Below are 21,737 nucleotides of genomic sequence, written 5' to 3' on the forward strand. Positions count from 1 at the left end.
GATGATAGATCCGATCAAAACCATTGATTGGACTGATCTCACGTCGGGTCGGACCATGGAGGAACCCCGGGAGTCCACCGGTTTCCCGGGTCCGCACCCGAGGAGGAACGTCGTGCCCGAGAACGAGAAGGCCCTGCGGCCGGAGGATCTCACCCGCCTGTTCGTGGAACGCGCGAACGCCGGTGACGCCGCCGGTCTCGCGGCGCTGTACGAGGAGGAGGCGGTGATGGCCTACCCGCCCGGCGGCACCACGGTGGGCCGACAGGCCATTCGCCGGCTGTGGGAGAAGGTGCTCGCGAACGGGCCGCACTTCGAGGCGGAGGAGCCCCTCCCCACCCTGGTCTGCGGCGACATCGCCCTGACCGCCACACCGCCGAAGGACGGTTCCGGCGCCCGCGCCCAGGTGGTGCGGCGGCAGCCCGACGGCAGCTGGCAGCGCGTCATCGACCAGCCGGAGTTCCGCTCCCCCACCAGCTGACTTCTCGGTGCCCGTGCCCCTCAGCGAGGGACGCGGGCACGTCCCGTCGTGCGCACAGCCGTCGGGGAGGTGGCGAGGGAGCGCCGGTCGGCGGCGCGGTTGACCCTCGACCTGATGCAGGGGCCAGGGTCGTACGTGTGGAGAACGAGATGCGCAGCATTGGTGAGGTGGCACGGGACAGCGGGCTGGGGGTGAGCGCCCTGCGGTTCTACGACCGTGCCGGGGTCCTCGTCCCGGCCTGGGTGGACCCGGCGAGCGGCTATCGCTGGTACGGCGACGGGCAGTTGGAGGAGGCCCGGCTGCTGACCCGGCTGCGTGGGGCCGGGATGCCCGTGGCGGACATCCGTCTCGTGCTGGCCGGCTGGTCCGGGGCGGACCCGGATCTGGTGCGGCGCTTGCTGACGGCCCATCTTCGCCGTCTGGAGGCGGGGCTGTCCCGGGCTCGGGCCGAGTTCTCCACGCTCTTGGCACTACTCGACACCAGGGAGAACCCGATGACGTCCGTCCCCACTGCCGCTGTGCGACTGTCGGTGTCAGCGACCGGGCTGGCCGCCGCGCTGGACGCGGTCCGCTTCGCCGCCGGCACCGACCCCGAACTGCCCATGCTGAGAGGGGTCCTGTTCGACGTGGAGGGTGACGGGCTGCGGCTCGTGGCCACCGACCGGTACCGGCTGGCCGTCGCGCGGATTGCGGTGACGGGCCACAGCGGGGCGCGTACGCAGGTGATCGTGCCGAGTCCGCTCGCCGACGCCGTACGCGCGCTGACCGGTTCAAAGGAGACCGTCCGGCTCACCGTGGAAGGGGACGGGCTCACGCTGGAGGCCGGGGACCGCCAGGCGGCCGGCCGCTGCCTCGGCCACGAGTTCCCCGACTACCGCCGGCTCGTCCAGGTGCCGTCCGGGCGCCGGGTCCTCGTCGAGGTGCCCGCCTTCCGGGAGGCGCTGCGGAGCGGACCCGTACGCGCGAGTGAGGGGACGGAGCCGGGCACCGAGCCCTGCGTCCTCAGCGTGCTGCGCGCCGTGGACGAGGACACGGTGGCCCTCTGCGAGGAGGGGGACGACGAGCCGGACGACGTGGCCCTCAACCGTGCCTTCCTCCTGGACGCGCTCAGCGCGGGGGCCCGGGACCGGCTGATCCTGGAGTTCGGCGCGCCCACCGCGCCCGTCGCGGTCCGCCGCCCCGACGAGGAGGACGCCTTCTCGCTCCTGATGCCGGTAAGGCTGGACACCTGACCGGTCCGGGCGCACACGGCCGGTGTCCCGTCCCCCAGCGGTGAGCGACCGGGGCCGGCCGCCCCGGCCGCGCCGAGGGCACCACCACCGTGCCGAGGGCGAACCGGCCCGGCACGGTGGTGGTGCGGTCTCACGCTGCCGGCGGACTCAGCTGTAGACCCCGAACTCGTAGAGCGAGTAGCCCCAGGCGGTGCCTCGCTGGGTGAGGTTCAGCTTGACGTAGCGCGCGGTCGCGGCGACGTCGAGGCTGTCGACGTCACCGTTGCCCGAAGTGGTGGCGTACACCGTGCGCCAGTCGCTGCCGTTGTCCGAGACCTGGACCTCGTAGGACTTCGCGAACGCCGGGTCCCACACGAGCTGGAGCTGGCGGAAGGACTTGCGCTCCCCGAGGTCCACCTGGATCGACTGCGGGTCGCTCCAGTCGCTGGCCCAACGGGTGTCCGGCTTGCCGTCGGTGGCCATCGCCGCCGTGCAGGGGCAGCCGCTGCTGCCGGCCTGGGCCGAGGTGGCCGTCGTCGGCCGGTTCAGCGCCAGGTTGGTGCCGCTCACGGGCGGGGCGACGACCTTCACGGACTTGGTCTCGATGCCCGCGTTGCCGTGGCCGTCCTCGGCCTGGATGTATACCTTCCACACCCCAAGCCGCTCGGGCGCCGTCACGGCGAAGGTGCCGTTGCCGGTGGCCCGCCACTTGGCCTCCACCAGGGCCTTGTCACCGGTGGCGTAGTTGCCGCTGAGGTAGATCTTGTACGTGATCGCGTCGTTGTCGGGCTCGCGGACATTGGCGGAGACGGTGAACTCCCGTCCCGCGGGCGCCGCGTTCGCCCCCTGGACGGCCATGTTGCTGATGACCGGCGGGGTGTTGTCCCCGGCGGTGGAGCCGGCGTACGCCTTCTTCACCGCGTAGTACGACAGCCGCTTCTTGCCGTCCGGCACGAGGTTGAACCACACCCCGCCGAAGTCGTGCTCGGTGCCGTAGTGGAAGAAGGTCGCTCCCAGGGCCACGCCCTGGTGCCCGGTGACGCAGTTCCACGCCTTGGTGTAGCCGTCGGCCTTCTGGACGTCGGTGGGCTCGTCGGGGACGCCGTTGGCGTCGTTGGGGACCTCCCACTCCCCTGCCGGGCCGCCCTCCGTGATGATGTACGGCTTGGTGTAGCCGCCGGCCTCCCAGGCGCCGCGTACCGAGCAGATGTCCCCGTAGGAGTTCATCGAGTACAGGTCGAGATCGGGTGCGTTGCGCTTGTAGTAGGGCCAGGCACCGGTCCAGGCGTCGGTGGAGGTGACCGGGTGGTCGGGGTCGATGGAGTGGATCCTCTTCGCCACGTCGTTGACGAAGGAGGTGTAGGCGTCGCGCTGCCGCTCCAGTTCGGCACCGCTGTAGCAGTTCTGCAGGCCGAGCACCGACTCGTTGCCGACGTTCCACATCAGGACACCCGGGTGCTTCTTGTAGGTGTCCACCCACTTGGCGAACTCGGTGAGCGAGGAGGACTTGTACGCGCTGTCCGTGACGTAGTTGACGCAGCCACCGCTGCCGGGACCGCCACCCGGTTGCAGCCAGAAACCGCTGACCACGCGGATGCCGTTGGCCGCCGCCTCGTCCAGCAGGGGCTTGCTGGAACCGTCCGTGCCCCAGGTCCTGATGGTGTTGACGCCCATCGACTTCAGGTCGGGCAGGTAGCGGGCGGCGTCCGAGACGGCCGGTCCCCAGGTGAGGCCCTTGACCTGATACGGCTTCCCGTCCACGGTCAGCTGCCAGTTTCCCTGCGAGCCGGTGACCCGCACCGCGCCGCCGGTGGCCGGGGGCGTCGCGTCGCCCGTCCCGTACACCTGGAACTCCCACAGCGAGTACCCGTAGCCGCCGGCGCGCGCGGTGCCGTACATCCGGACGTACCGGCCCGAGCCCGACACCGCGAGCTCGTCGGTGCCGCCGTCGCCGTCGGTCACACTCTTGAGGGTGCGCCAGTCCGTGCCGTTGTCGGAGGCCTGGATCTCGTACGCCTTTCCGTAGGCGGACTCCCAGGTCAGCACGATCCGGCTCAGTTGCGAGGTCTTGCCCAGGTCGACCTGGATCCACTGCGGGTCGCGCCATTCGCTGGCCCACCGGGTGCCGGTCAGGTTGCCGTCCACCGCGGCGGAGGCGGGGAAGCCGTCGCCCTCGCGGGAGGAGGCGGTGGCGGTCTTGCCTTGGGAGAGCAGGGTCTCCGCGGCGTGTGCGGAGGTGGCGGTCAGCATCACGAGCGATGCCGCGACCAGCGCGAGAAGGGTGATCAGCAACGTGCCCGTCCGTGCGGGGACAGGCAGGGCCGCACTGGGTCTGTGCACATTCTCTCCTGGGAGAAAGAGGTGGGACTCACGGTCCCGCGACTGGATGAGAGAGCGCTCTCCCAGGAGAGTGACGTGTACGCAATCGGCTGTCAACGCGCCGGACACAGGCAGTATGTGCGCGTGCCCCCGCCGCACGCCGAACGGCAGCCCCTAGAGTTCCGCCAGCGCCGCGAGGAGACCTTCGGCGACGGTGATCTCGTCGGTGAGCGGGTGGTCCTCCCGGATCATGGGCAGGGTCCGCTGGGCCAGCAGCAGCGCCTCGCGCACGGGTGCCGCCGGCAGCTCCACGCCGCTCATCGTCAGGGCGCGGACGGCACCGATCAGCTCGCAGGCGAGGACCGTGCGGTACGAGGCGATCGCGGCGGTCGTGGCGTGGGCCGCCTGGGTCGAGAAGCTGGCGTGGTCCTCCAGCCCCCGCGAGATGACGGCCGTCCCGAGGGTCACCGGCGCCGCCGCGTGCCGCATCTGGCTGAGCGCGTCGTGCGCCGTGTACTCCAGGATCATGATGCCGGAGCTGCCGGCCGGGCCGTCGGCCAGGAAGGGCGGGAGCCCGCTCAGGTCCGGCTCGACGAGATCGCTCAGGCGGGCCGTGGAGAGTTCGGCCACGTGGTGGACGGCGGCCCGCAGATGGTCGAGGTCGAGGGCGAGGTGGGAGGTGGCGAAGTGGCCGTGGTGATACACCTCACCCGTCTCGACGTCGATGAAGGGGTTCTCCGCCGCCGCGTTGATGTCCACCTCCAGCGCCGTCTCCAGGGTGTCGGCCGCTTCCAGGGCGGGGCCCTGGACCTGCGGAAAGGCCCGGAGTCCGAAGGGGTCCTGGAGGCGGCGGCCGGGCGCGGGCCGCTCCTCACCCCACAGCAGCCGGCGCATCTCGGAGGCGCAGCGCACCGAGCCGGGGTGCGGGCGCTGCGCGTGCACGCGGGCGGCGAACGCCTCGGGCGAGCCGCCGAGCGCGCAGTACGACAGCGCGGTGACGACGTGGCTGGCGTGCAGCAGCGTCCGCAGGTCGCTCCAGGCCAGGACGGAGCGCGCGAGGGTGGCGGCGTTGCTGGAGATGAAGGCGAGGGCGTCGCCGGGGCTGATGGGGATGGGGGCGACCCGGCCCGAGCCCCACGGTCGCTCACCGGCCAGGGTCAGCGCGATCTCGGCGAGCTGGCCCAGGTCGCCGGTGCCGATGGAGCCGCGCGTGTGCGTGACGGGTACGGCGCCCACCCGCAGCGCCGTGGCCAGGGCGGTCAGCAGTCGTGGGTGCACCCCGCTGCCGGCCGCGGCGAGCTGGTTGAGGCGGATGACGAGGGTGGCGCGCACGAGGTCCTCGTCGGAGATCTCCCCCGTGGTGCCCGCGTGGCTGCGCAGCAGGCGCAGGCCGTGCTGGTCGGCGGTGTGCGGGTCGACGACCTCGTGCCGGTTGGCCCCCACGCCGGTAGTGCGACCATAGACAGCGCGCTTCGTCTCGCTGTCGCGAGCCACCTCGTAGGCGTGGCCGGCCCGCTCCAGCGCCTTGTGGTCGAGCTCCAGGTCGGCCCGGCGACGGGCCACGCTCACCACGTCGGCGCACCGCAGTCGGGACCCCTCAATACGGAGACGGATGCTGTCGATCGTCACTCACCCCTTGACAGGTTTCTATTCGTCAATGAACCTACATGAAACTTCTTATTCACGACGATGGCAAGGGAGTGACCGGCAGGAGATACGAGCGCACCCGCCCACCTCGAAACGGACCGCGCCTGGGCGGTGCCGTCGCAAGACGGCACTTCTGTACGGATAGGACCTTCTGCGTAACGATGCCTGAAAAACAACTAGCTCCTGCCCCGGCGACGGATTCGGGCCGTGTCTCCTTCGACGACGCACCCCTCAACCGGTTCCACATAAAGATAACCGCGCTCACCTTCGGCGCGAACTTCTCCGACGGCTATCACCTCGGCGTCATCGGTATCGCGCTGACCCTCATTCAGCCGCAGATGAAATTCGGCTCCGTCTGGGAGGGGCTGATCGGCGCCTCCGCCCTGATCGGTATCTTCCTGGGCAGTATCACACTCGGCTGGCTCGCCGACCGTATCGGCCGGCAGCGGCTCTACATGCTGAATTTCGCGCTGATCACGGTGGCCTCGGTCGCGCAGTTCTGGGTCAACGGACCGATCGAACTCTTCGTCCTGCGCATTCTGATAGGCATCGGGATCGGCGCCGACTACGCCATCGGCCCGACCCTCGTCGCGGAATTCTGTCCGCGCAAGCACCGCGGATTCCTGCTGGCCTCGCTGACGGCCATGTGGACGGTCGGCTACATCTGTTCCTACTTCTTCGGGAACTACCTCATCGACATGGGGGGAGACTCCTGGAGGTGGCTGCTGGCCACCAGCGCGCTGCCCGCCGTCGTGGTCCTGGTCATGCGGATGGGCACCCCCGAGTCGCCCCGCTGGCTGATCGGCAAGGGGCGGGTCGAGGAGGCTCGGGCGGTGGTGCGCGAGTACATCGGCCCGCACGTCGACTTCGAGTCCATCGTGGTCGACTCGGACATCTCCGCGAAAGCCGCCTCCTCCTACCGCGGGCTCTTCGCCCCCGAGCAGTGGCGCAAGACGGCCTTCGGCATCCTCTACTACAACTGCCAGGTCATTCCGTACTTCGCCATCTACACGTTCCTGCCCATCGTCATGGCCAAGTTCGGTTTCGAGAACGGATTCCTCGGAGACGGGCTGCTCAACGTCTTCCTGTTCCTGGGGAGCATCGGCGGCCTCTGGTTCGTCGCCCGCTTCTCCCGGCGTGGATTCGTGATCGGATCGTTCCTGGTGATGGCCGTCGCCCTCGGCCCGATGGGGGTGTGGCCGGGCGCCCCGAAGCTTCTGCTGTTCGTGCTGTTCCTGGTCTTCACCTTCACGATGTCGGCCTCCTCCAACCTGGATCAGGTCTATCCGCCCGAGTTGTTCTCCACCTCACTGCGCAGTTCCGGGGTGGGCCTCCTCAACGGACTGAGCCGGGTCGGCTCGGCGGCGGGTACCTTCCTGCTGCCCATGAGCATCGACCATCTCGGTTTCTCCCCCTCCATGGCGATTCTCAGCGCCTTTCTCGTACTGGGCGCGGTGTTCTCCTTCGTCTGGGCACCCGAGACGTCCGGGGCCACCCTGGACTGAGGCACGGGGACGGCGCCGGACCCCCGCGTACGTGACGGGCTCACGTACGCGGGGGTCCGGCGTCTCTCCCTTCCGCGCGGCTGTGCCGGAGGTCACCTGGCGTGCCACTCCTTCGCGAGCAACTCGTAGGAGCGCACCCGGTCGGCGTGGTCGTGGGTGATGGTGGTGACGAGCAGTTCGTCCGCGCCGGTGGCCTGGGCGAGTTGTTCGAGCTGGTCGGCCACGCCCCGCGGGGTCCCGACGAACTGGGTCTCGACGCGGTCGGCCACGAGTGCCCGGTCGGCCTCGGTCCAGGGGTGGGCGCGGGCCTCCTCGGGGGTCGGGAAGGGGATCGCCCCCTCGGCGGTGCGGATGGAGCGCACCCAGGGCCCGTAGCCCGCGGCGAGCTCGCGGGCCTGGTCCTCGTCCTCGGCGACGACCACGTCGGCCGAGACGCTGACGTGGGGTGCGGCCAGTTCCTCGGAGGGGGTGAAGGCGGCCCGGTAGCCCTCGACCGCTTCGAGTACGGTCGCGGGGCTGACGTGGTAGTTCGCGGCGAAGCGCAGTCCCAGCCGGCCGGCCGCCTGGGCGCTGACGCCGCCGCTGGAGCCGAGTATCCACACCTGTAGCTCGGCGCCCTCACCGGGTACGACGTGGGCCTCGATGCCCTCCGGTGAGCGGTAGGTGCCGTGCAGCAGCGCGAGGAGTTCGTCGATCTGCTCGCCGTACTCCTGCGGCCTGGCGCCCGGCTGGCGCAGGAGTCTCTGCTGGAGGGCGACGCGCGGGGAGCCGAGCAGGTGGGCGAAGGAGAAGCGCTCGGGTATCCGCAGCCCGTTCGGGGCACGGCCGTCGACGACCGGGGTACGGGCGGGCGGTGGGCCCGCCTTGTCGGGCGGGGCGCCGCCCGAGCGGCCGAGGCCGAGATCGAGGCGGCCGGGGTACAGAGCGTCGAGGAGGCCGAACTCCTCCACCGTGGACAGGGCGGTGCGGTGGCCGAGCTGGACGGCCCCCGAGCCGAGCCGGATGCTCGCGGTGGCCTGGGCGGTCAGGGCCAGCAGCACGGCCGGGGAGGTTCCGGCCACGCCCGGGTTGAGGTGGTGTTCGGCGAACCAGTACCGGGCGTATCCGAGACGTTCGGCGTGCTGGGCCAGGTCGACCGAGTGGCGGATCGCCTGGGCGGGGCTCTCGCCGGAGGAGACGGGGACGAGATCGAGGACCCCGAGGGGAAGGGCGGGCATGACCGTGCTCCTCAGTGCTCGGCGGCTTCGGGCAGCGCGAGACCGAGGTGGTCGCGCAGGGTCTTTCCCGTGTAGTCGTGCCGGAAGACGCCGCGTTCCTGGAGCAGCGGGACGACGGTGTCGGCGAAGGCGTCGAGCCCGCCCGGGGTGAGGTGCGGGACGAGGATGAACCCGTCGGCGGCGTCGGCCTGCACCAGATCGTTGATGGTGGCCGCGACGGTGGCGGGCGAGCCGATGAAGGTCTGGCGCCCGGTGACGTCGATGACGAGTTCCCGGATGGAGAGGTTCTTCGCCTCGGCGCGTTCGCGCCACTCCCGCGCGAGAGCCAGCGGGTCGCGGTGCTGCCGCACACTGGCGCGGCCGCGCGCGACGGTGTGCTCGCCGGGGTCCGGGTCGATGTCGGGCAGCGGCCCGTCCGGGTCGTAGCCGGACAGGTCGCGGTTCCAGACGTGTTCCAGGTGGCGCAGCGCGGTCTGTCCGCTGACCTGCTGGAGTCGCACCTCGTGGGCGAGTTCGAGAGCCTCGGCGTCGGTGTCGGCGAGCGCGAAGGTGGCGGCGGGAAGGATCAACAGCTGTTCGGGGCGGCGGCCGTGGCGGGCGAGGCGGCCCTTGACGTCGCGGTAGAACTGCCGGCCTGCCTCCAGCGTGTCGTGCCGGCTGAAGATGGCGTCGGCCTGGGCGGCGGCGAACTCGCGGCCCTCCTCGGAGTCGCCGGCCTGGAAGACGACCGGCCGTCCCTGGGGGCTGCGCGGCACGTTGAAGCGGCCCTCGATGTCGAACTGCTCGCCGTGGTGGGCGAAGGCCCCGGCGCGCGCGTCCCGCAGGAAGGTCCCGGACTCCTGGTCGGCGACGATCTCCTGCCCCGTCCAGGAGTCGAAGAGTTCGTGCGCGGTGGACAGGAACTCCGTGGCGCGCGCGTACCGCTGGTCCTGGGGGAGGAAGCCGCCGCGCCGGAAGTTCTCCCCGGTGAAGGCGTCCCAGGAGGTGACGACGTTCCAGGCGGCACGTCCCTCGGAGAGGTGGTCGAGGCTCGCGAACTGCCGGGCGACCTCGTAGGGCTCGTTGAAGGTCGAGTTGATGGTCCCGGTCAGGCCGAGGCGTTCGGTGACGGCGGCGAGGGCGGCGAGCACCGTGAAGGTGTCGGGCCGGCCCACCACGTCGAGTTCGTAGATCTTCCCGCCCTGTTCGCGCAGCCGCAGCCCCTCGGCGAGGAACAGGAAGTCGAACTTGGCGCGTTCTGCGGTCTTCGCGAAGTGGGTGAAGGAGCGGAAGTCGATGTGACTTCCGGACCTCGGGTCGCTCCACACCGTGGTGTTGTTGACCCCGGGGAAGTGCGCCGCCAGATGGATCTGCTTGAGCGGTGTGCTCATGGTGGGTTCCTCCGGGTCAGGTGGTGGCGTAGCGGTTGGCGGGGCGGTCCAGGCCCAGCAGTCCGCGCAGGGTGTCGGCGGTGTAGCTGTCGCGGAAGGCCCCGCGCCTGCGCAGTTCGGGCACCAGCGCGCGGGTGATGCCGGTCAGGTCGTGGTCGAGGACGGCGGGGCGCAGCCGGTATCCGGTCAGGCCGGCGCCCCGCCAGTCGAGGAGGAGGTCGGCGAGTTCGGCGGGGGTGCCGGTGAATATCTCGGCGTCGCTCGTGTAGGTGCCACCGGCGAGGTCGTCGAGGTGGGCGAGGCGTTCGGCGGCGCGTCCGGGTTCCTTATCGAGCAGGACCACCAGTTCACCGAACACGTGCAGGGGTTCGCCCTCCCGTCCGGCGGCCTGCTGCTCCTCGCGGATCTCGTGGACGACGGCCCGCGCGTCCTCGGCGCTGTGCGGGGTGACGTAGCCGAGGTCGGTGGAACGGGCCACCAGCCGGTAGGGGATGGTCTGGTGGGCGAGGGCGGTGACCAGGGGCTGGCCCTGCGGGGGCCGGGGAGTGATGGAGGGCCCCTTGACGCTGAAGTGTGGGCCGCTGAAGTCGATGTAATGGAGTTTGTCGCGGTCGATGAAGCGGCCGGTGGCGGCGTCGCGGATCTCCGCGTCGTCCTCCCAGCTGTCCCACAGGCGGCGCACGACCTCCACGTAGTCGGCCGCCTCGTCGAAGAACTCCTCGACGAGCGCCTGTCCGGCCGGTTCGTTGAGCTCCTTGAGCGTGAGGCGCGGAAGGGTGCGCCGGCCGAAGTGAGCGCTCTCGTAGGGGCGTGCGGAGATCTGGACGCGTAGTCCGGCGCGGCCCTCGCTGACGTGGTCGAGGGTCGCGACGGCCTTGGACAGGTGGAAGGGCTCGGTGTGGGTGACCACGGCGGTGGGCACGAGGCCGATGTGGCGGGTGAGGGGGGCGACACGGGCCGCGAGGAGTACCGCGTCCAGCCGTCCGCGTACCCGGTCGGTGCGGTCGTCGACCCGGTCGAGGTGGTCGGACTGGAGGGCGAGGGAGTCCTCGAAGGTCACGAAGTCGAGCAGGCCCGCCTCCGCCTCGCGCACCAGATCGCCCCAGTAGCGGGCGGTGAGGAGGTCCTTCGGCCTGGCCCCGGGTTCGCGCCAGGCGGCGGGGTGCCAGCCGGCTCCGTCGAGGGCGACGGCCAGGTGCAGGGGCGGTGTCTGGGACACGGGAGGGGCCTTTCTGGTGGGCGGGGCCGTGCGGGCGGCGGCGGGCCTGCTCCGGGCGGTGGTGTCAGCGGGTGACGGTGTCCGGGGTGCGTACGGCGAGGAATGTCGTCTGCTTGCGGAGCGTGAAGCCGAGTGACTCGTACAGCCGGATGGCCGTGGTGTTGCTCGCCGCGGTGTGCAGGAAGGGGGTCTCCCCGCGTTCCCTGATCCCGGCGGCCACCGCGCGCACGAGCCGGGTGGCGAGTCCCCGGCCGCGGTGTGCGGGGTCGGTGCACACGGCGCTGATCTCGGTCCAGCCCGGCGGGTGCAGGCGCTCCCCCGCCAGCGCGACGAGGCGGCCCTCGTGCCGGATGCCCAGGTACGTGCCGAGGGTGACGGTGCGCTGTTTGAAGGGCCCTGGGCGGGTGCGGGCCACGAGGTCGAGGATCTCGTCGGCGTCGGCCTGGGTGAGCCGTACGGCCTGCGGATCGGGTGCGGCGCGTAGCGCGGTGTCGACGAACTGGACGCCGGCGACTCGCTCCACGGTCTGCCAGCCGGGCGGCGCTTGGCTGCTCGCCCCGGTGACGACGGCCTCGACGCCGGGGCCCAGCAGGGTCGCGAGGTCGGCCCAGGCGGCGGGGTCCGCGGGGTCGGCGAGCGCCGTGAACGTGGCGACGTCGCTCGGGTAGCGCGCGGCGAGGCCCACCCGTTCGGCGAAGGAGGAGTGCGGTCCGCTCAGCGCGGCCCAGGCGGGGTTGTCGAGCGGATGGGGGGTGGAGGGGGCGGGCGGCTGCTGGGCCGGCTGGACGCTGGTCGCCATGGTGCGGGGTTCTCCTGGTTCGGGGTGGTGACGGCGGCGCGGGGCGCCGCCCTGAGTCCGGGTCGGGTCAGGAGTCGCTGAGCGGGAGCCCCGGCGGGTTGACCAGGGAGCGGCTCACGGCCTCGTCGGAGAGGTTCCAGGTCTTGAGCCAGGTGGCGTACTGGCCGTTCTTGATGAGGTGGTTGATGGCGGCGGCCAGGGGCTCCGCGAGTCCGCTGCCCTTCTTGGCGGTGGCGGCGATGAGTCCCTGGAGTTCGGCGCCCGCCCCGGAGAAGGTGCCGGCGCTGCGTGTCGGCTGAGGGGAGCCGGCGCTCTTGTGGACGTGGTAGGCGACCGCCGGGTTGGGGCCGAAGTAGGCGTCGATCTTCTTCCCGCGCAGGGCCAGGTAGACGCCGTTGTTGTCGGGGTAGTGCTTGACGGTGAGCTTCTTGCCCTCGTCCTTGAGCTTCTTCTGCCAGGCGAGCAGGATGCGTTCCTGGTTGGTGCCCGAGCCGACGGCGACGGTCTGGCCGGCGAGCACCTTGTAGTCGCCCTTGAAGGTCCAGTCGCTCGTCTTGTTCGTCTCGAAGGCCAGGTTGTCCTGGCGGTAGGAGGCGAACTCGTACTTGCGCTTGCGCTCCTCGGTGTCGGTGACGTTGGAGAAGGCGGCGTCGACCTTGCCACTGTCGATGCCGACGAACAGGTTCTCCCACGTGGAGTTGCGCACCACCGGCTTGAGGCCGAGGACGGAGGCGACGAGCCGGCCGAGGTCGCTCTCGGAGCCGGTGAGGGTCTTCTGGTCGCTGCCGACGAAGTCCAGCGGCGGGGAGCCCGCGGGTAGCGCGCCCACGCCGATGACCAACTCCCCCTTGTCGCGTAGCGCTTGGGGGAGCTTGGCGTGCAGGGAGGCCACCTTGGGGACCCGCAGGGTGGTCTTCTCGGCCGCCCCGTTCGCCAGCGCGCCGATCGTGACCTGACCGGGCTTCGTGCCGGGGGCGGCCACCGAGGCGCTGTTCTCCTCGTCACCGCCGCACGCGGTGAGGGCGAGGGCGAGGGTGGTGAGGGCCAGGGCGGCGGTCAGGGAGCGGCGCGCGGCTCTGTGGTGGGTGCGGCTGGTGGGCATGGGTGCGGTTCCTTGTCGGTGAGGATGTGGTGGCCGGGGAGGAGGGGGGAGGCCGGGTGTTCACAGGACTCTGAGCAGGAAGTCCCGGGTGCGGGGGTGCGCGGGCCGGTCGAGGACCTCGGAGGGCGGCCCCTGTTCCAGTACGCGGCCGCCGTCGAGGAAGACGACCCGGTCGGCCACCTCGCGGGCGAAGCCGATCTCGTGGGTCACCACGACGAGGGTCGTGCCGCTCGTGGCGAGGTCCTTGATGACGTCGAGCACCTCACCGACGAGTTCCGGGTCGAGCGCGGAGGTGGGTTCGTCGAAGAGGACCACTTCGGGGCGCAGTGCCAGGGCGCGGGCGATGGCGACGCGTTGCTGCTGTCCGCCGGAGAGCTGGCGGGGGTAGGCGCCGGCGCGCTCGCCGAGCCCGACCCGGTCGAGTAGTGTCCGCGCGAGCTCCGCGGCCTCCTCCTTCGTGGCCCGGCCGGTGGCGACGGGTGCGGCGGCCACGTTGTCGAGGGCGGTGAGGTGCGGGAAGAGGTTGAAGTTCTGGAAGACGAAGCCGATGCGGCTGCGCTGGGCGAGGATGGCGCGTTCGTTGAGTTCCTTGAGCCGTCCTTTGTGCCGGCGTACCCCGATCAGTTCCCCGCCGAGGCTGACGTGGCCGATCTCGGGTTTCTCCAGGTGGTTGACGACCCTGAGGAGGGTCGACTTCCCGGAGCCGGAGGGGCCGAGGACGACGGTGACCTCACCCGGTCGCACCGTCAGGTTCACCCCGTCGAGGACCCGGTGGGCGCCGTACCACTTGTGGACGTCGTGGATCTCGACGGCGGCGGCCGGTGCCGTGCTCATATCGCGGCCTCCTTGCGGGCGCGGGCCCTCAGTTCGCGGACGGCGGAGCGCAGCCGTTGCAGCGGGGTCGGTGGCAGGGTGCGCAGGGCCCCGCGGGAGGAGCGGCGCTCGACGTAGAACTGCACGACGGAGACGAGGCTCGTGAGGATCACGTACCAGACGGTGGCGACGAGGAGGAGGGGCACGATGTCGCCCGGGTAGGTGCTGCCCATGCTCTGCACGGTGCCGAACAGGTCGAGGAGCGAGACGTAGAACACGAGGGAGGTGCTCTTGACGAGTCCGATGAGCTGGTTGACGTAGGCAGGGGTGATCGCACGCAGGGCCTGCGGGAGGACGATGCGCAGGAACTGGTAGCGGCGCGGCAGTCCGAGGGCGGAGGCCGCCTCGTGCTGGCCCTGGTCGACGGAGAGCAGCCCGGCGCGCACCACCTCGGCGGCATAGGCGGCCTCGTTGAGGCTCAGTCCGACGACGGCGACGACGAGGTCGGTGGCCAGCCGCGATTCGTCGAAGCGGAAGAAGGCGGGCCCGAAGGGCACTCCGATGCTCAGCGTCTGGTACAGGGCGCTGAAGTTGTAGAGGAACAGCAGGACCACGATGAGCGGGACCGAGCGGAACAGCCAGATGTAGGTCCAGCTCACCCCGCGCAGGACGGGGCTGCGGGACAGCCGGGCCAGGGCGAGCAGTACCCCGCCGAGCAGACCGAGCACCGCCGAGAGGGCGGTGACCTCAAGGGTGATGAGCAGGCCGTCGAGGAGGGAGGGCCGCAGGAACCAGTAGGCGAAACGGTCCCACTGGTAGAAGGGGTTGGTGACGAGGCCGTGCGCGATCTGGGCGGCCAGCACCAGTACGACGGCGGTCAGTATCCAGCGGCCGGGGCGGCGCAGGGGCTGGACCCGCTGAGCCGACAGCGGCCCGGCGGCCTCGGGCGCCGGGGCCGGTGAGGGCCGGACGGGAGAGACGGCGGAACCTGGCGGTTCACTCATGGGTGGGCTCCTGCGGAGTGGGCACCGGCGGGCACCCCGGGACGGGACGCGCACGGAGGGGCCGTACGTCGACAAGGCGGCGACGCACGAGGGACGGTGGGAGAGGACTGCTGTGCCGTGGTGTACGGCGGCAGGGCGGGTGACTGTGCGGGCGGGCCGCGGGGGCGATCGCCCGGGAGGGCGTACTCAGGAGGGCCGGTGCCGTTGGGGCTGCCCGGCGACCGCGGTCTCGCCCCGGTTGATCCGGAACGGTGGGCGGTCCCTGCGCCGGTCCGCAGCCGAAGCGGCGGTCACCGGGTGCGGTGGGTCAGTCCTGGCGGCGGGCGGTGGTGCCCACAACACGCGGACACAGGGCGCTGTTGACGCGCAGGAGATCGACGGGGCGGTTCAGGAAGGGCGCGACTCGGCCGCGGTGCCGGGAGACGGTGAGCGCCGCGGACTTCGTCATCGCTGCCACCGTCACCCTTCCGCCCGGCCGGGCTCGACACGGTCACTCCCGACCGATCTGCGGCGTAACCTAGACAGTTCCTCGATCCGCTGTCAACGGGGCACCCGCATCATGGACAGCTCAGCGGTCTGTCCGGCCTGTTCTCCGTACCTCTCGCGGGCGGCGCCGAGGGTCCCGGCAGGGCGGTGCGGGGCGCTTCGGCGGGGACGTGTCGCGCCGTGGTGCCGCAGTGCGGCGGCGGGGTGAACACCGCTTCCCTGGGCGCGAGTTCGGCCCCCCGGGCGAAGGCCGCATCGAACGCGGCGGGCCCCAGGGCTCCGCGTGCGGCCGCCGTGACACGGTCCACGTCCGCTCGCTCGGCGGGCGGGAGCGGGGCCCCGGCGCCCCGGCGCGCCGCGTCCGCGGCTCCGAGCAGCAGCGCGGCCCGCGCGGCGCCGGGCGTGTCGCCGGACAGGGCCGCCGCGCCCGCCAGGCCCTCCAGGGAGAGCGCGAGGGCACGCGGTTCGTCGAGGGCGCGGGCCACCTCCCAGCCGCGCAGGTGGTGGAGGCTCGCGCCCCGCGCGTCTTCCCGGAGTTCGGCGAGGAAGCCGAGTTCGGCGCACAGGAGGTGGTCCCCCGCCGGTGAGGACGCCTCGGCATGGCTGTCGCGCAGGTGCAGCAGGTGCCTTTCGGCGGTGTCCAGGTCGCCCCGGCGGCGCGCCCCGAGCGCCAGACCCATCTCGGCGTGGATCTCCCCGTACGCGAAGCCCTGGGCGACGGCGAGGCGGCGGGCCTGCTCGTGCAGGTCCTCGGCGCGGTCCCAGTCGCGGGCCAGCAGGGCCAGCCGGCCGAGCCCGGAGAGCCGGAGGGACACCTCGGCGGGCAGGTCCCCCTCACGGGCCAGGTCGAGCCCTTCGCGCTGACGGCGGGCCGCCTCGTCGTACTCCCCCTTGATCTCGGCGAGCACGGCGAGTGGCAGAACCGTCTGCAACTGGCCCCATATATCGCCCAGTTCACGGAAGATGCGGGCGCTGAGCAGTCCGTCGCGAGCGACCGCCGCGAGGTCGCCGCGCGCCAGGGCCAGGGTGGCGCGCAGGCCGAGCGCGGCGGCGTTGCCCCAGCGGTCGTCCGTCTCGGCGAAGGCGGCGTGGGCGCGGTCGTTCAGCTCCTCGGCGCCCGCGACGGCGCCCGCGCTGTACAGGCCGTGGGCGCACAGCCACAGGGCGCGGGCGGTGCGGCCTCGGCCGGCCGCGGGGGCGGCGTCGGGGACGGCGGGGACGATCGTGTCCGCGCCGGTGCGGTCGCCGGTCAGGAGCGCGAAGGCGTGCTCCAGCAGGACGAGTTCGAGGGGGGCGGGGCCCGCCTCGGCCCGGTCTCCGCCGGGCCGCCCGTAGGTGGCGCGCACGGCGGTGAGGGCGCGGCGTGCCTCGGTGAGCCGTCCGCGCAGCAGCCACCACCACGTCAGGGAGGTGGCCAGCCGGACCGCGTCGGCCCGGTCCTCGGTGGCGCCGCTCCGGGCCCGGCGGACCGCCTCCTCAAGCGCCCCGCGCAGGTTTCCCGCCTCGGCGTCCAGGCGGCCGAGCCATTCCCTCCGGCCGGCCGCGCACAGGTGGGGCTCGGCGCGTTCGGCGAGTGCGCGGTAGTGACGCAGGTGGCGCTCGCGAACGGCGGCCGACTCGGCCGCCGCGTTGAGGTGTTCGCCCGCGTACGCGGCGACGGACTCCGGCAGCCGGTAGCGCCGTCCCCAGCGGGCTTCCGAGACGACCACGAGGGAGCGGTCGACGAGCCGGACCAGGAGGGGGAGCACCTCCCGACGGTCCACCCCGTCACCGGAGCAGGTGTCCTCGGCGGCGTCGAGGGCGCAGCCGTCGCTGTGCGCCGCCAGTCGGCGCAGCACGACGCGCTCGGGACCGCTCAGCAGTTCCCAGCTCCAGTCGAGTACGGCACGCAGTGTCCGCTGCCGGGCCGGTACGTCGCGCCGGTGGGAGGTGAGCAGCGTGAACCGGTCACCGAGCCTCAGGGCCAGTTCCCGGACCCCCAGGGCGCGTACGCGGGTCGCGGCGAGTTCGAGGGCGAGCGGGATGCCGTCGAGACGGCGGCAGATCTCGGCCACGGCCTCCCGGTCGCCGGGATCGGCCTCGCGCGGGTCACGGGGGAAGCGCGGGTCGCTGTCGGCGGCACGCTCCGTGAACAGCAGGACGGCGTCCTCGGGCGCCAGCGGCTCGACGGGGAGAAGGACCTCGCCGGCCAGCCCCAGCGGGTCCTGGCTGGTGGCGAGCACCCGCAGGCCGGGGGTGGAGCGCAGCAGCAGCCCGGCGAGTTCCGCCGCCGCCTCCACGACGTGCTCGCAGTTGTCGAGGACGAGCAGGGTACGGCGCCCGCGGAGGGCGAGCGCGAGCCGTTGGGCGGGGGACGCGGCGGCGCCCCCGCGTGCTCCCGCGGACGCCGGGACGTCGTCTCGCAGACCCAGCGCGGCGCCGACCGCCCGAGCGAGTTCGCCGGCCGGGCCGCGGAGGCCGGACAGCTCCACGAGGCGGACGTCCGGCGGGGGTTCGGCTCCCGCCGGAGGGTCCTCCTGCGCTCGCGCGGCGGCCAGCGCCAGGCTCGTCTTGCCGACCCCGCCCGCGCCGGTGAGCGTCACCAGCCGCGCCTCGGTCAGGAGGCGGCCGAGCCTCGCGAGTTCGCGTTCCCGTCCGACGAGAGGGGTCAGCGCGAGCGGCAGGGCCCCGGCGGCGGGCTCCGGGGCACCAACGTACGCGGTAAGGGACGGAGGCGTCCGCGGCGCGGTCGTGGAGGGGGGCGGGAGGGGGACAGCGGCGGGGAGGGCCTCGGCCAGGGCGGGGTCCTGGCGCAGAACGGCCCGGTGCAGGCGCGCGAGTTCGGGGGCCGGGTCGATCCCGAGATCCGCGGCGAGGCGTGCGCGCAGGTCCTCGTAGGCCGCCAGTGCCTCGCTCTGACGGCCCGCTCGGTACAGAGCGCGCATCTGGAGGGCGCGCAGCCGCTCCCGCAGGGGGTGTGCGACGACGAGGCCGGCAAGTTCCCCGAGCAGGAGGTGGTCGCCGGTGAGGAGCCGTGCCTCGGCCTGCTCCTCCAGGGCCGAGAGCCGCTGCTCGCCGAGGCGCTGAGCCGCCGCCCGGACGAACTCCTCGTCGGCGAAGTCCGCGTAGGCGGCGCCCCGCCACAGGCCGAGGGCCTGGGTGAGCAGCGCCGCCCGGGTGTGCGGATCGGCGGCGGTGCGGGCCTCGGTGACCAGGGCGCGGAACCGGCCCGCGTCCACCTCGGGGCCCGGACCGTCGAGTACGAGGCGGTAGCCGGGCGGCCGGCGCTGCACGCGGTCCTTGCCGAGCACGCGCCGCAGTTGGGAGACCTTGGCCTGGAGGGCGCCGGCCGGGTTGCCGGGCGGCGCGTCGCCCCACAGGTCCTGTACGAGGCGGTCGGTGGGGACCGGGGCGCCTTCGTGTACGAGCAGGTCCGCGAGGAGGGCACGCACCTTGGCCTCGGGGACGGTGACCGGCTCTCCCGCGTCGTCCCACACCACGAGTGGCCCCAGTACACCGAACCGCATGCCGGTCACGGTACAGGGGCCGCCGGTGGGCTCCCTGTCCGGCCGCCGGTGGGCCGTCAGCTTTCCCGAAGGATTCCCGAAGCGCCAGGGCGCAGTGTCGGGTGCGCCCGCACAGAACACCGCTCGCCGGACGGCCGTCCGGCGAGCCGAACCGTCCGGAGAGGTACGCATGAGCACCACCCCCGACACCACGGCCGAGTCCTCGGCGGCCCGCTCCTCACCGGCCGGCGCGCGGGCGGGGGGTGGGGAGCGGCAGCGTCTTCCGCTGTTCGCCCTCCTCGCTCTCGCGACCGCCGTCTTCCTCACCAGTCTCACCGAGACGCTGCCGGCGGGGTTGCTGCCGGCGATGAGCGCGGACCTCGGCGTGAGCGAGTCCGCGGCCGGCCAGACCGTCACGATCTACGCGATCGGTACCGCCGTGACCGCGATCCCGCTGACCGCGGCCACTTCCGGGTGGCCGCGCAAGCGGCTGCTCCTGACGGCGATGGCGGGTTTCGCCGTGGCCAACACCGTCACGGCGGTGTCCTCGGACTACGCGCTGACGGCGGTGGCGCGTTTCCTCGCCGGCACGGCCGCGGGTCTCGCGTGGGCGCTGCTCGCCGGGTACGCGCGGCGGCTGGCTCCCGTGGCGCTCCAGGGCAGGGCGATCGCCGTGGCCATGGCGGGCATCCCGGTCGCCCTGTCGCTGGGTGTGCCCGCCGGGACCTTCCTCGGCTCGACGGCGGGCTGGCGGGTGGCGTTCTTGTCGATGACGGGTCTCACGGTCCTGCTGCTGGTGTGGATCACGGCGATCGTGCCGGACCACCCGGGGCACGAACCCGGCAGGGGCCCGGGGCTCCTGCGGGCCGCGCGGGTGCCGGGCGTGCCGGCGGTGCTGAGCGTGACGCTCTTCTTCGTCCTGGCCCATACGGTCCTGTACGCGTACATCGCCCCGTTCCTCGACGACGTGGGCCTGGGCGGCAGCACGGACCTCGTGCTGCTCTGCTTCGGTCTCGCCTCGCTGCTGGGCGTCTGGGCGGTGGGGGCGCTGATCCACCGTCGGCTGCGCTCCCTGACGGTGCTCAGCACGCTGCTGGTGGCCGTGGCGGCGACGCTGCTCGCGCTGTACGCGCGGGACGAGGCGGCGGTGTACGCCGCCTCGGCGCTGTGGGGCCTGGGCTGGGGCGGGGTGCCCACGCTGCTGCAGACGGCGGCCGGCGACGCCGGTGGTGAACAGGCGGACGGGGCACAGGCGATGCTGGTGACCTTGTGGAACCTCGCGATGGCCGCAGGTGGCGTCCTCGGCGGTGTCCTCCTCGACGTCTACGGCAGCGGCTCCTTCCCGTGGGCGGTCCTGCTGCTGCTCGTGCCGGTGCTCGTGGTGGTCGTCGCCGCGCGCGGGCACGGTTTCCCCGGCAGACGGAACGCGGCGTAGCGGACCGCGGACTGCCCCGTCCAAGCTCGCGCCCGCGACCCGGGCGGGACACCGCGCGCCCGACGAGGGCTGGTCGTGGATGTCCCGCACCGGTCGTGGGCCCGCCCGAAAGCCCACCGACCACCGGGTTATCATATGAGCGTCGCCTAGCTCGAAAGTTAAATCTGTGACTGTCAATGACGACTCGTTCACTCAATGGAAGACCCGCGAGCGGATCGCGGAGTCGATGATCCCGATCATCGGGAAGCTGCAACGGGACCGGGACGTGACCGTCCTGCTCCACAGCCGCTCCTTGGTGAACAAGTCGGTGGTCGGTCTCCTGAAGACCCACCGCTTCGCCCGGCAGATAGCGGGCGCGGAGCTGTCGGTCACCGAGACGTTGCCGTTCCTGGAGGCACTGACCGCTCTCGACCTCGGGCCCTCCCAGATCGACATCGGCATGCTCGCCACGACGTACCGGGCAGACGACCGGGGCCTGAGCGTGGCGGAGTTCACCGCCGAGGCCGTCGCCGGGGCGACCGGTGAGCGCAAGATCGAGCGCGGCGCGCCGAGGGATGTCGTCCTCTACGGCTTCGGCCGCATCGGCCGTCTCGTGGCCCGTCTGCTCATCGAGAAGGCCGGCTCCGGCAACGGCCTGCGGCTGCGCGCCGTCGTCGTGCGCAGGGGCTCTGGCCAGGACATCGTCAAGCGCGCCTCGCTGCTGCGCAGGGACTCGATCCACGGGCCGTTCCAGGGCACCATCACGGTGGACGAGGCGCGCGAGCGGATCCTCGCCAACGGCCACGAGATCCAGGTGATCTACTGCGACGACCCGACGACGGTGGACTACACCGAGTACGGGATCAGGGACGCGGTCCTCATCGACAACACCGGCCGCTGGCGGGACCGCGAGGGGCTGTCGAAGCACCTGCGTCCCGGCATCGCCAAGGTGGTGCTGACCGCGCCCGGCAAGGGGGACATCCCCAACATCGTGCACGGCGTCAACCACGAGACGATCAAGCCCGACGAGCGGATCCTGTCCTGCGCCTCCTGCACGACCAACGCGATCGTCCCGCCGCTCAAGGCGATGGCGGACGAGTACGGCGTCCTGCGCGGCCACGTCGAGACGGTGCACTCCTTCACCAACGACCAGAACCTGCTGGACAACTACCACGGCTCGGACCGGCGGGGGCGGTCCGCGCCGCTCAACATGGTCATCACGGAGACCGGCGCCGCCTCCGCGGTCGCGAAGGCCCTCCCGGACCTCGACGCGAAGATCACCGGCAGCTCGATCCGCGTCCCCGTGCCGGACGTGTCGATCGCGATCCTCAATCTGCGCCTCGCCCGCGAGGCCACGCGCGCGGAGGTCCTCGACCACCTCCGCGAGGTGTCGCTCACCTCGCCGCTCAAGCGTCAGATCGACTTCGTCAGCACCCCCGACGCGGTCTCCAGCGACTTCATCGGCTCGCGCCACGCCTCGATCGTCGACGCCGGGGCCACCAAGGTCGAGGGTGACAACGCGATCCTCTACCTCTGGTACGACAACGAGTTCGGCTACTCCTGCCAGGTCGTGCGGGTGGTCCAGCACGTGTCCGGCGTCGAGTACCCCACCTATCCGGCCCCGGCGGCCTGACCACGGCGGGGCCCGGCCGGCCCCCTCGCCCCGGT

At 72.2% G+C, this 21,737-nt stretch carries 16 protein-coding genes; 5 read left to right on the top strand and 11 right to left on the bottom strand.

Features of this window, described 5'->3' with window-relative positions; translation table 11 throughout:
- Nucleotides 1-112: 112 nt before the first annotated feature.
- A complete protein-coding gene (locus tag ACFYMP_RS26940; protein WP_388862348.1) occupies nt 113-478 on the top strand; it encodes a YybH family protein in 366 nt (121 codons plus the stop codon).
- A 149-nt stretch (nt 479-627) separates the two neighbouring features.
- On the top strand, nt 628-1,710 hold the full coding sequence (locus ACFYMP_RS26945) for a MerR family transcriptional regulator (protein WP_388862350.1): 1,083 nt from the start codon (nt 628-630) through the stop codon (nt 1,708-1,710).
- A gap of 147 nt (nt 1,711-1,857) precedes the next feature.
- Here ACFYMP_RS26945 and ACFYMP_RS26950 read toward each other — a convergent pair whose 3' ends face one another.
- Together ACFYMP_RS26950 and ACFYMP_RS26955 are read right to left on the bottom strand one after the other, a co-directional pair.
- Nucleotides 1,858-4,029, bottom strand: coding sequence for a discoidin domain-containing protein (locus ACFYMP_RS26950; protein WP_388862352.1), 2,172 nt, complete (start codon nt 4,027-4,029; stop codon nt 1,858-1,860).
- Between the two features lie 153 nt (nt 4,030-4,182).
- On the bottom strand, nt 4,183-5,637 hold the full coding sequence (locus ACFYMP_RS26955; RefSeq protein ID WP_388862354.1) for an aromatic amino acid ammonia-lyase: 1,455 nt from the start codon (nt 5,635-5,637) through the stop codon (nt 4,183-4,185).
- A gap of 179 nt (nt 5,638-5,816) precedes the next feature.
- On the opposite strand from ACFYMP_RS26955, the gene ACFYMP_RS26960 reads away from it, so the two are divergent.
- Nucleotides 5,817-7,160, top strand: a complete 1,344-nt coding sequence (locus tag ACFYMP_RS26960; RefSeq protein WP_388862356.1) for an MFS transporter — start codon at nt 5,817-5,819, stop codon at nt 7,158-7,160.
- A 92-nt stretch (nt 7,161-7,252) separates the two neighbouring features.
- On the opposite strand, the gene ACFYMP_RS26965 is transcribed toward ACFYMP_RS26960, so the two are convergent.
- The 9 genes from ACFYMP_RS26965 to ACFYMP_RS27005 all read right to left on the bottom strand — a co-directional run bounded on the left by ACFYMP_RS26965 (nt 7,253) and on the right by ACFYMP_RS27005 (nt 18,676).
- A complete protein-coding gene (locus ACFYMP_RS26965) occupies nt 7,253-8,377 on the bottom strand; it encodes an LLM class flavin-dependent oxidoreductase (RefSeq protein ID WP_388862358.1) in 1,125 nt (374 codons plus the stop codon).
- Between the two features lie 11 nt (nt 8,378-8,388).
- Nucleotides 8,389-9,747 (bottom strand): NtaA/DmoA family FMN-dependent monooxygenase, encoded by a 1,359-nt coding sequence (locus tag ACFYMP_RS26970; RefSeq protein ID WP_388862360.1) that lies wholly within the window; start codon nt 9,745-9,747, stop codon nt 8,389-8,391.
- A 16-nt stretch (nt 9,748-9,763) separates the two neighbouring features.
- Nucleotides 9,764-10,966, bottom strand: a complete 1,203-nt coding sequence (locus ACFYMP_RS26975) for an LLM class flavin-dependent oxidoreductase (RefSeq protein WP_388862362.1) — start codon at nt 10,964-10,966, stop codon at nt 9,764-9,766.
- A 64-nt stretch (nt 10,967-11,030) separates the two neighbouring features.
- The gene (locus ACFYMP_RS26980; protein WP_388862364.1) at nt 11,031-11,765 is read right to left on the bottom strand and encodes a GNAT family N-acetyltransferase; all 735 of its coding nucleotides are present in this window, start codon (nt 11,763-11,765) and stop codon (nt 11,031-11,033) included.
- 67 nt (nt 11,766-11,832) lie between these two features.
- Nucleotides 11,833-12,867 carry an ABC transporter substrate-binding protein gene (locus tag ACFYMP_RS26985; protein ID WP_388862366.1) on the bottom strand — a complete coding sequence of 345 codons (1,035 nt, stop codon included), beginning with the start codon at nt 12,865-12,867 and terminating at the stop codon, nt 11,833-11,835.
- 60 nt (nt 12,868-12,927) lie between these two features.
- The gene (locus ACFYMP_RS26990) at nt 12,928-13,701 is read right to left on the bottom strand and encodes an amino acid ABC transporter ATP-binding protein (protein ID WP_388862368.1); all 774 of its coding nucleotides are present in this window, start codon (nt 13,699-13,701) and stop codon (nt 12,928-12,930) included.
- Nucleotides 13,698-14,684, bottom strand: coding sequence for an amino acid ABC transporter permease (locus ACFYMP_RS26995; RefSeq protein ID WP_388862370.1), 987 nt, complete (start codon nt 14,682-14,684; stop codon nt 13,698-13,700). The genes ACFYMP_RS26990 and ACFYMP_RS26995 overlap by 4 nt, the downstream gene beginning before the upstream one ends.
- 307 nt (nt 14,685-14,991) lie before the next feature.
- A complete protein-coding gene (locus ACFYMP_RS27000) occupies nt 14,992-15,132 on the bottom strand; it encodes a hypothetical protein (RefSeq protein ID WP_388862372.1) in 141 nt (46 codons plus the stop codon).
- A 109-nt stretch (nt 15,133-15,241) separates the two neighbouring features.
- Nucleotides 15,242-18,676, bottom strand: coding sequence for a BTAD domain-containing putative transcriptional regulator (locus ACFYMP_RS27005; protein ID WP_388862374.1), 3,435 nt, complete (start codon nt 18,674-18,676; stop codon nt 15,242-15,244).
- Nucleotides 18,677-18,845: 169 nt separating this feature from the next.
- On the opposite strand from ACFYMP_RS27005, the gene ACFYMP_RS27010 reads away from it, so the two are divergent.
- Together ACFYMP_RS27010 and ACFYMP_RS27015 are read left to right on the top strand one after the other, a co-directional pair.
- Nucleotides 18,846-20,090, top strand: a complete 1,245-nt coding sequence (locus tag ACFYMP_RS27010) for an MFS transporter (protein ID WP_388862376.1) — start codon at nt 18,846-18,848, stop codon at nt 20,088-20,090.
- 166 nt (nt 20,091-20,256) lie between these two features.
- The gene (locus tag ACFYMP_RS27015; RefSeq protein WP_388862378.1) at nt 20,257-21,702 is read left to right on the top strand and encodes a glyceraldehyde-3-phosphate dehydrogenase; all 1,446 of its coding nucleotides are present in this window, start codon (nt 20,257-20,259) and stop codon (nt 21,700-21,702) included.
- Nucleotides 21,703-21,737: the final 35 nt, after the last annotated feature.

This window comes from Streptomyces sp. NPDC007088 (assembly GCF_042869355.1).
Lineage (GTDB): Bacteria > Actinomycetota > Actinomycetes > Streptomycetales > Streptomycetaceae > Streptomyces.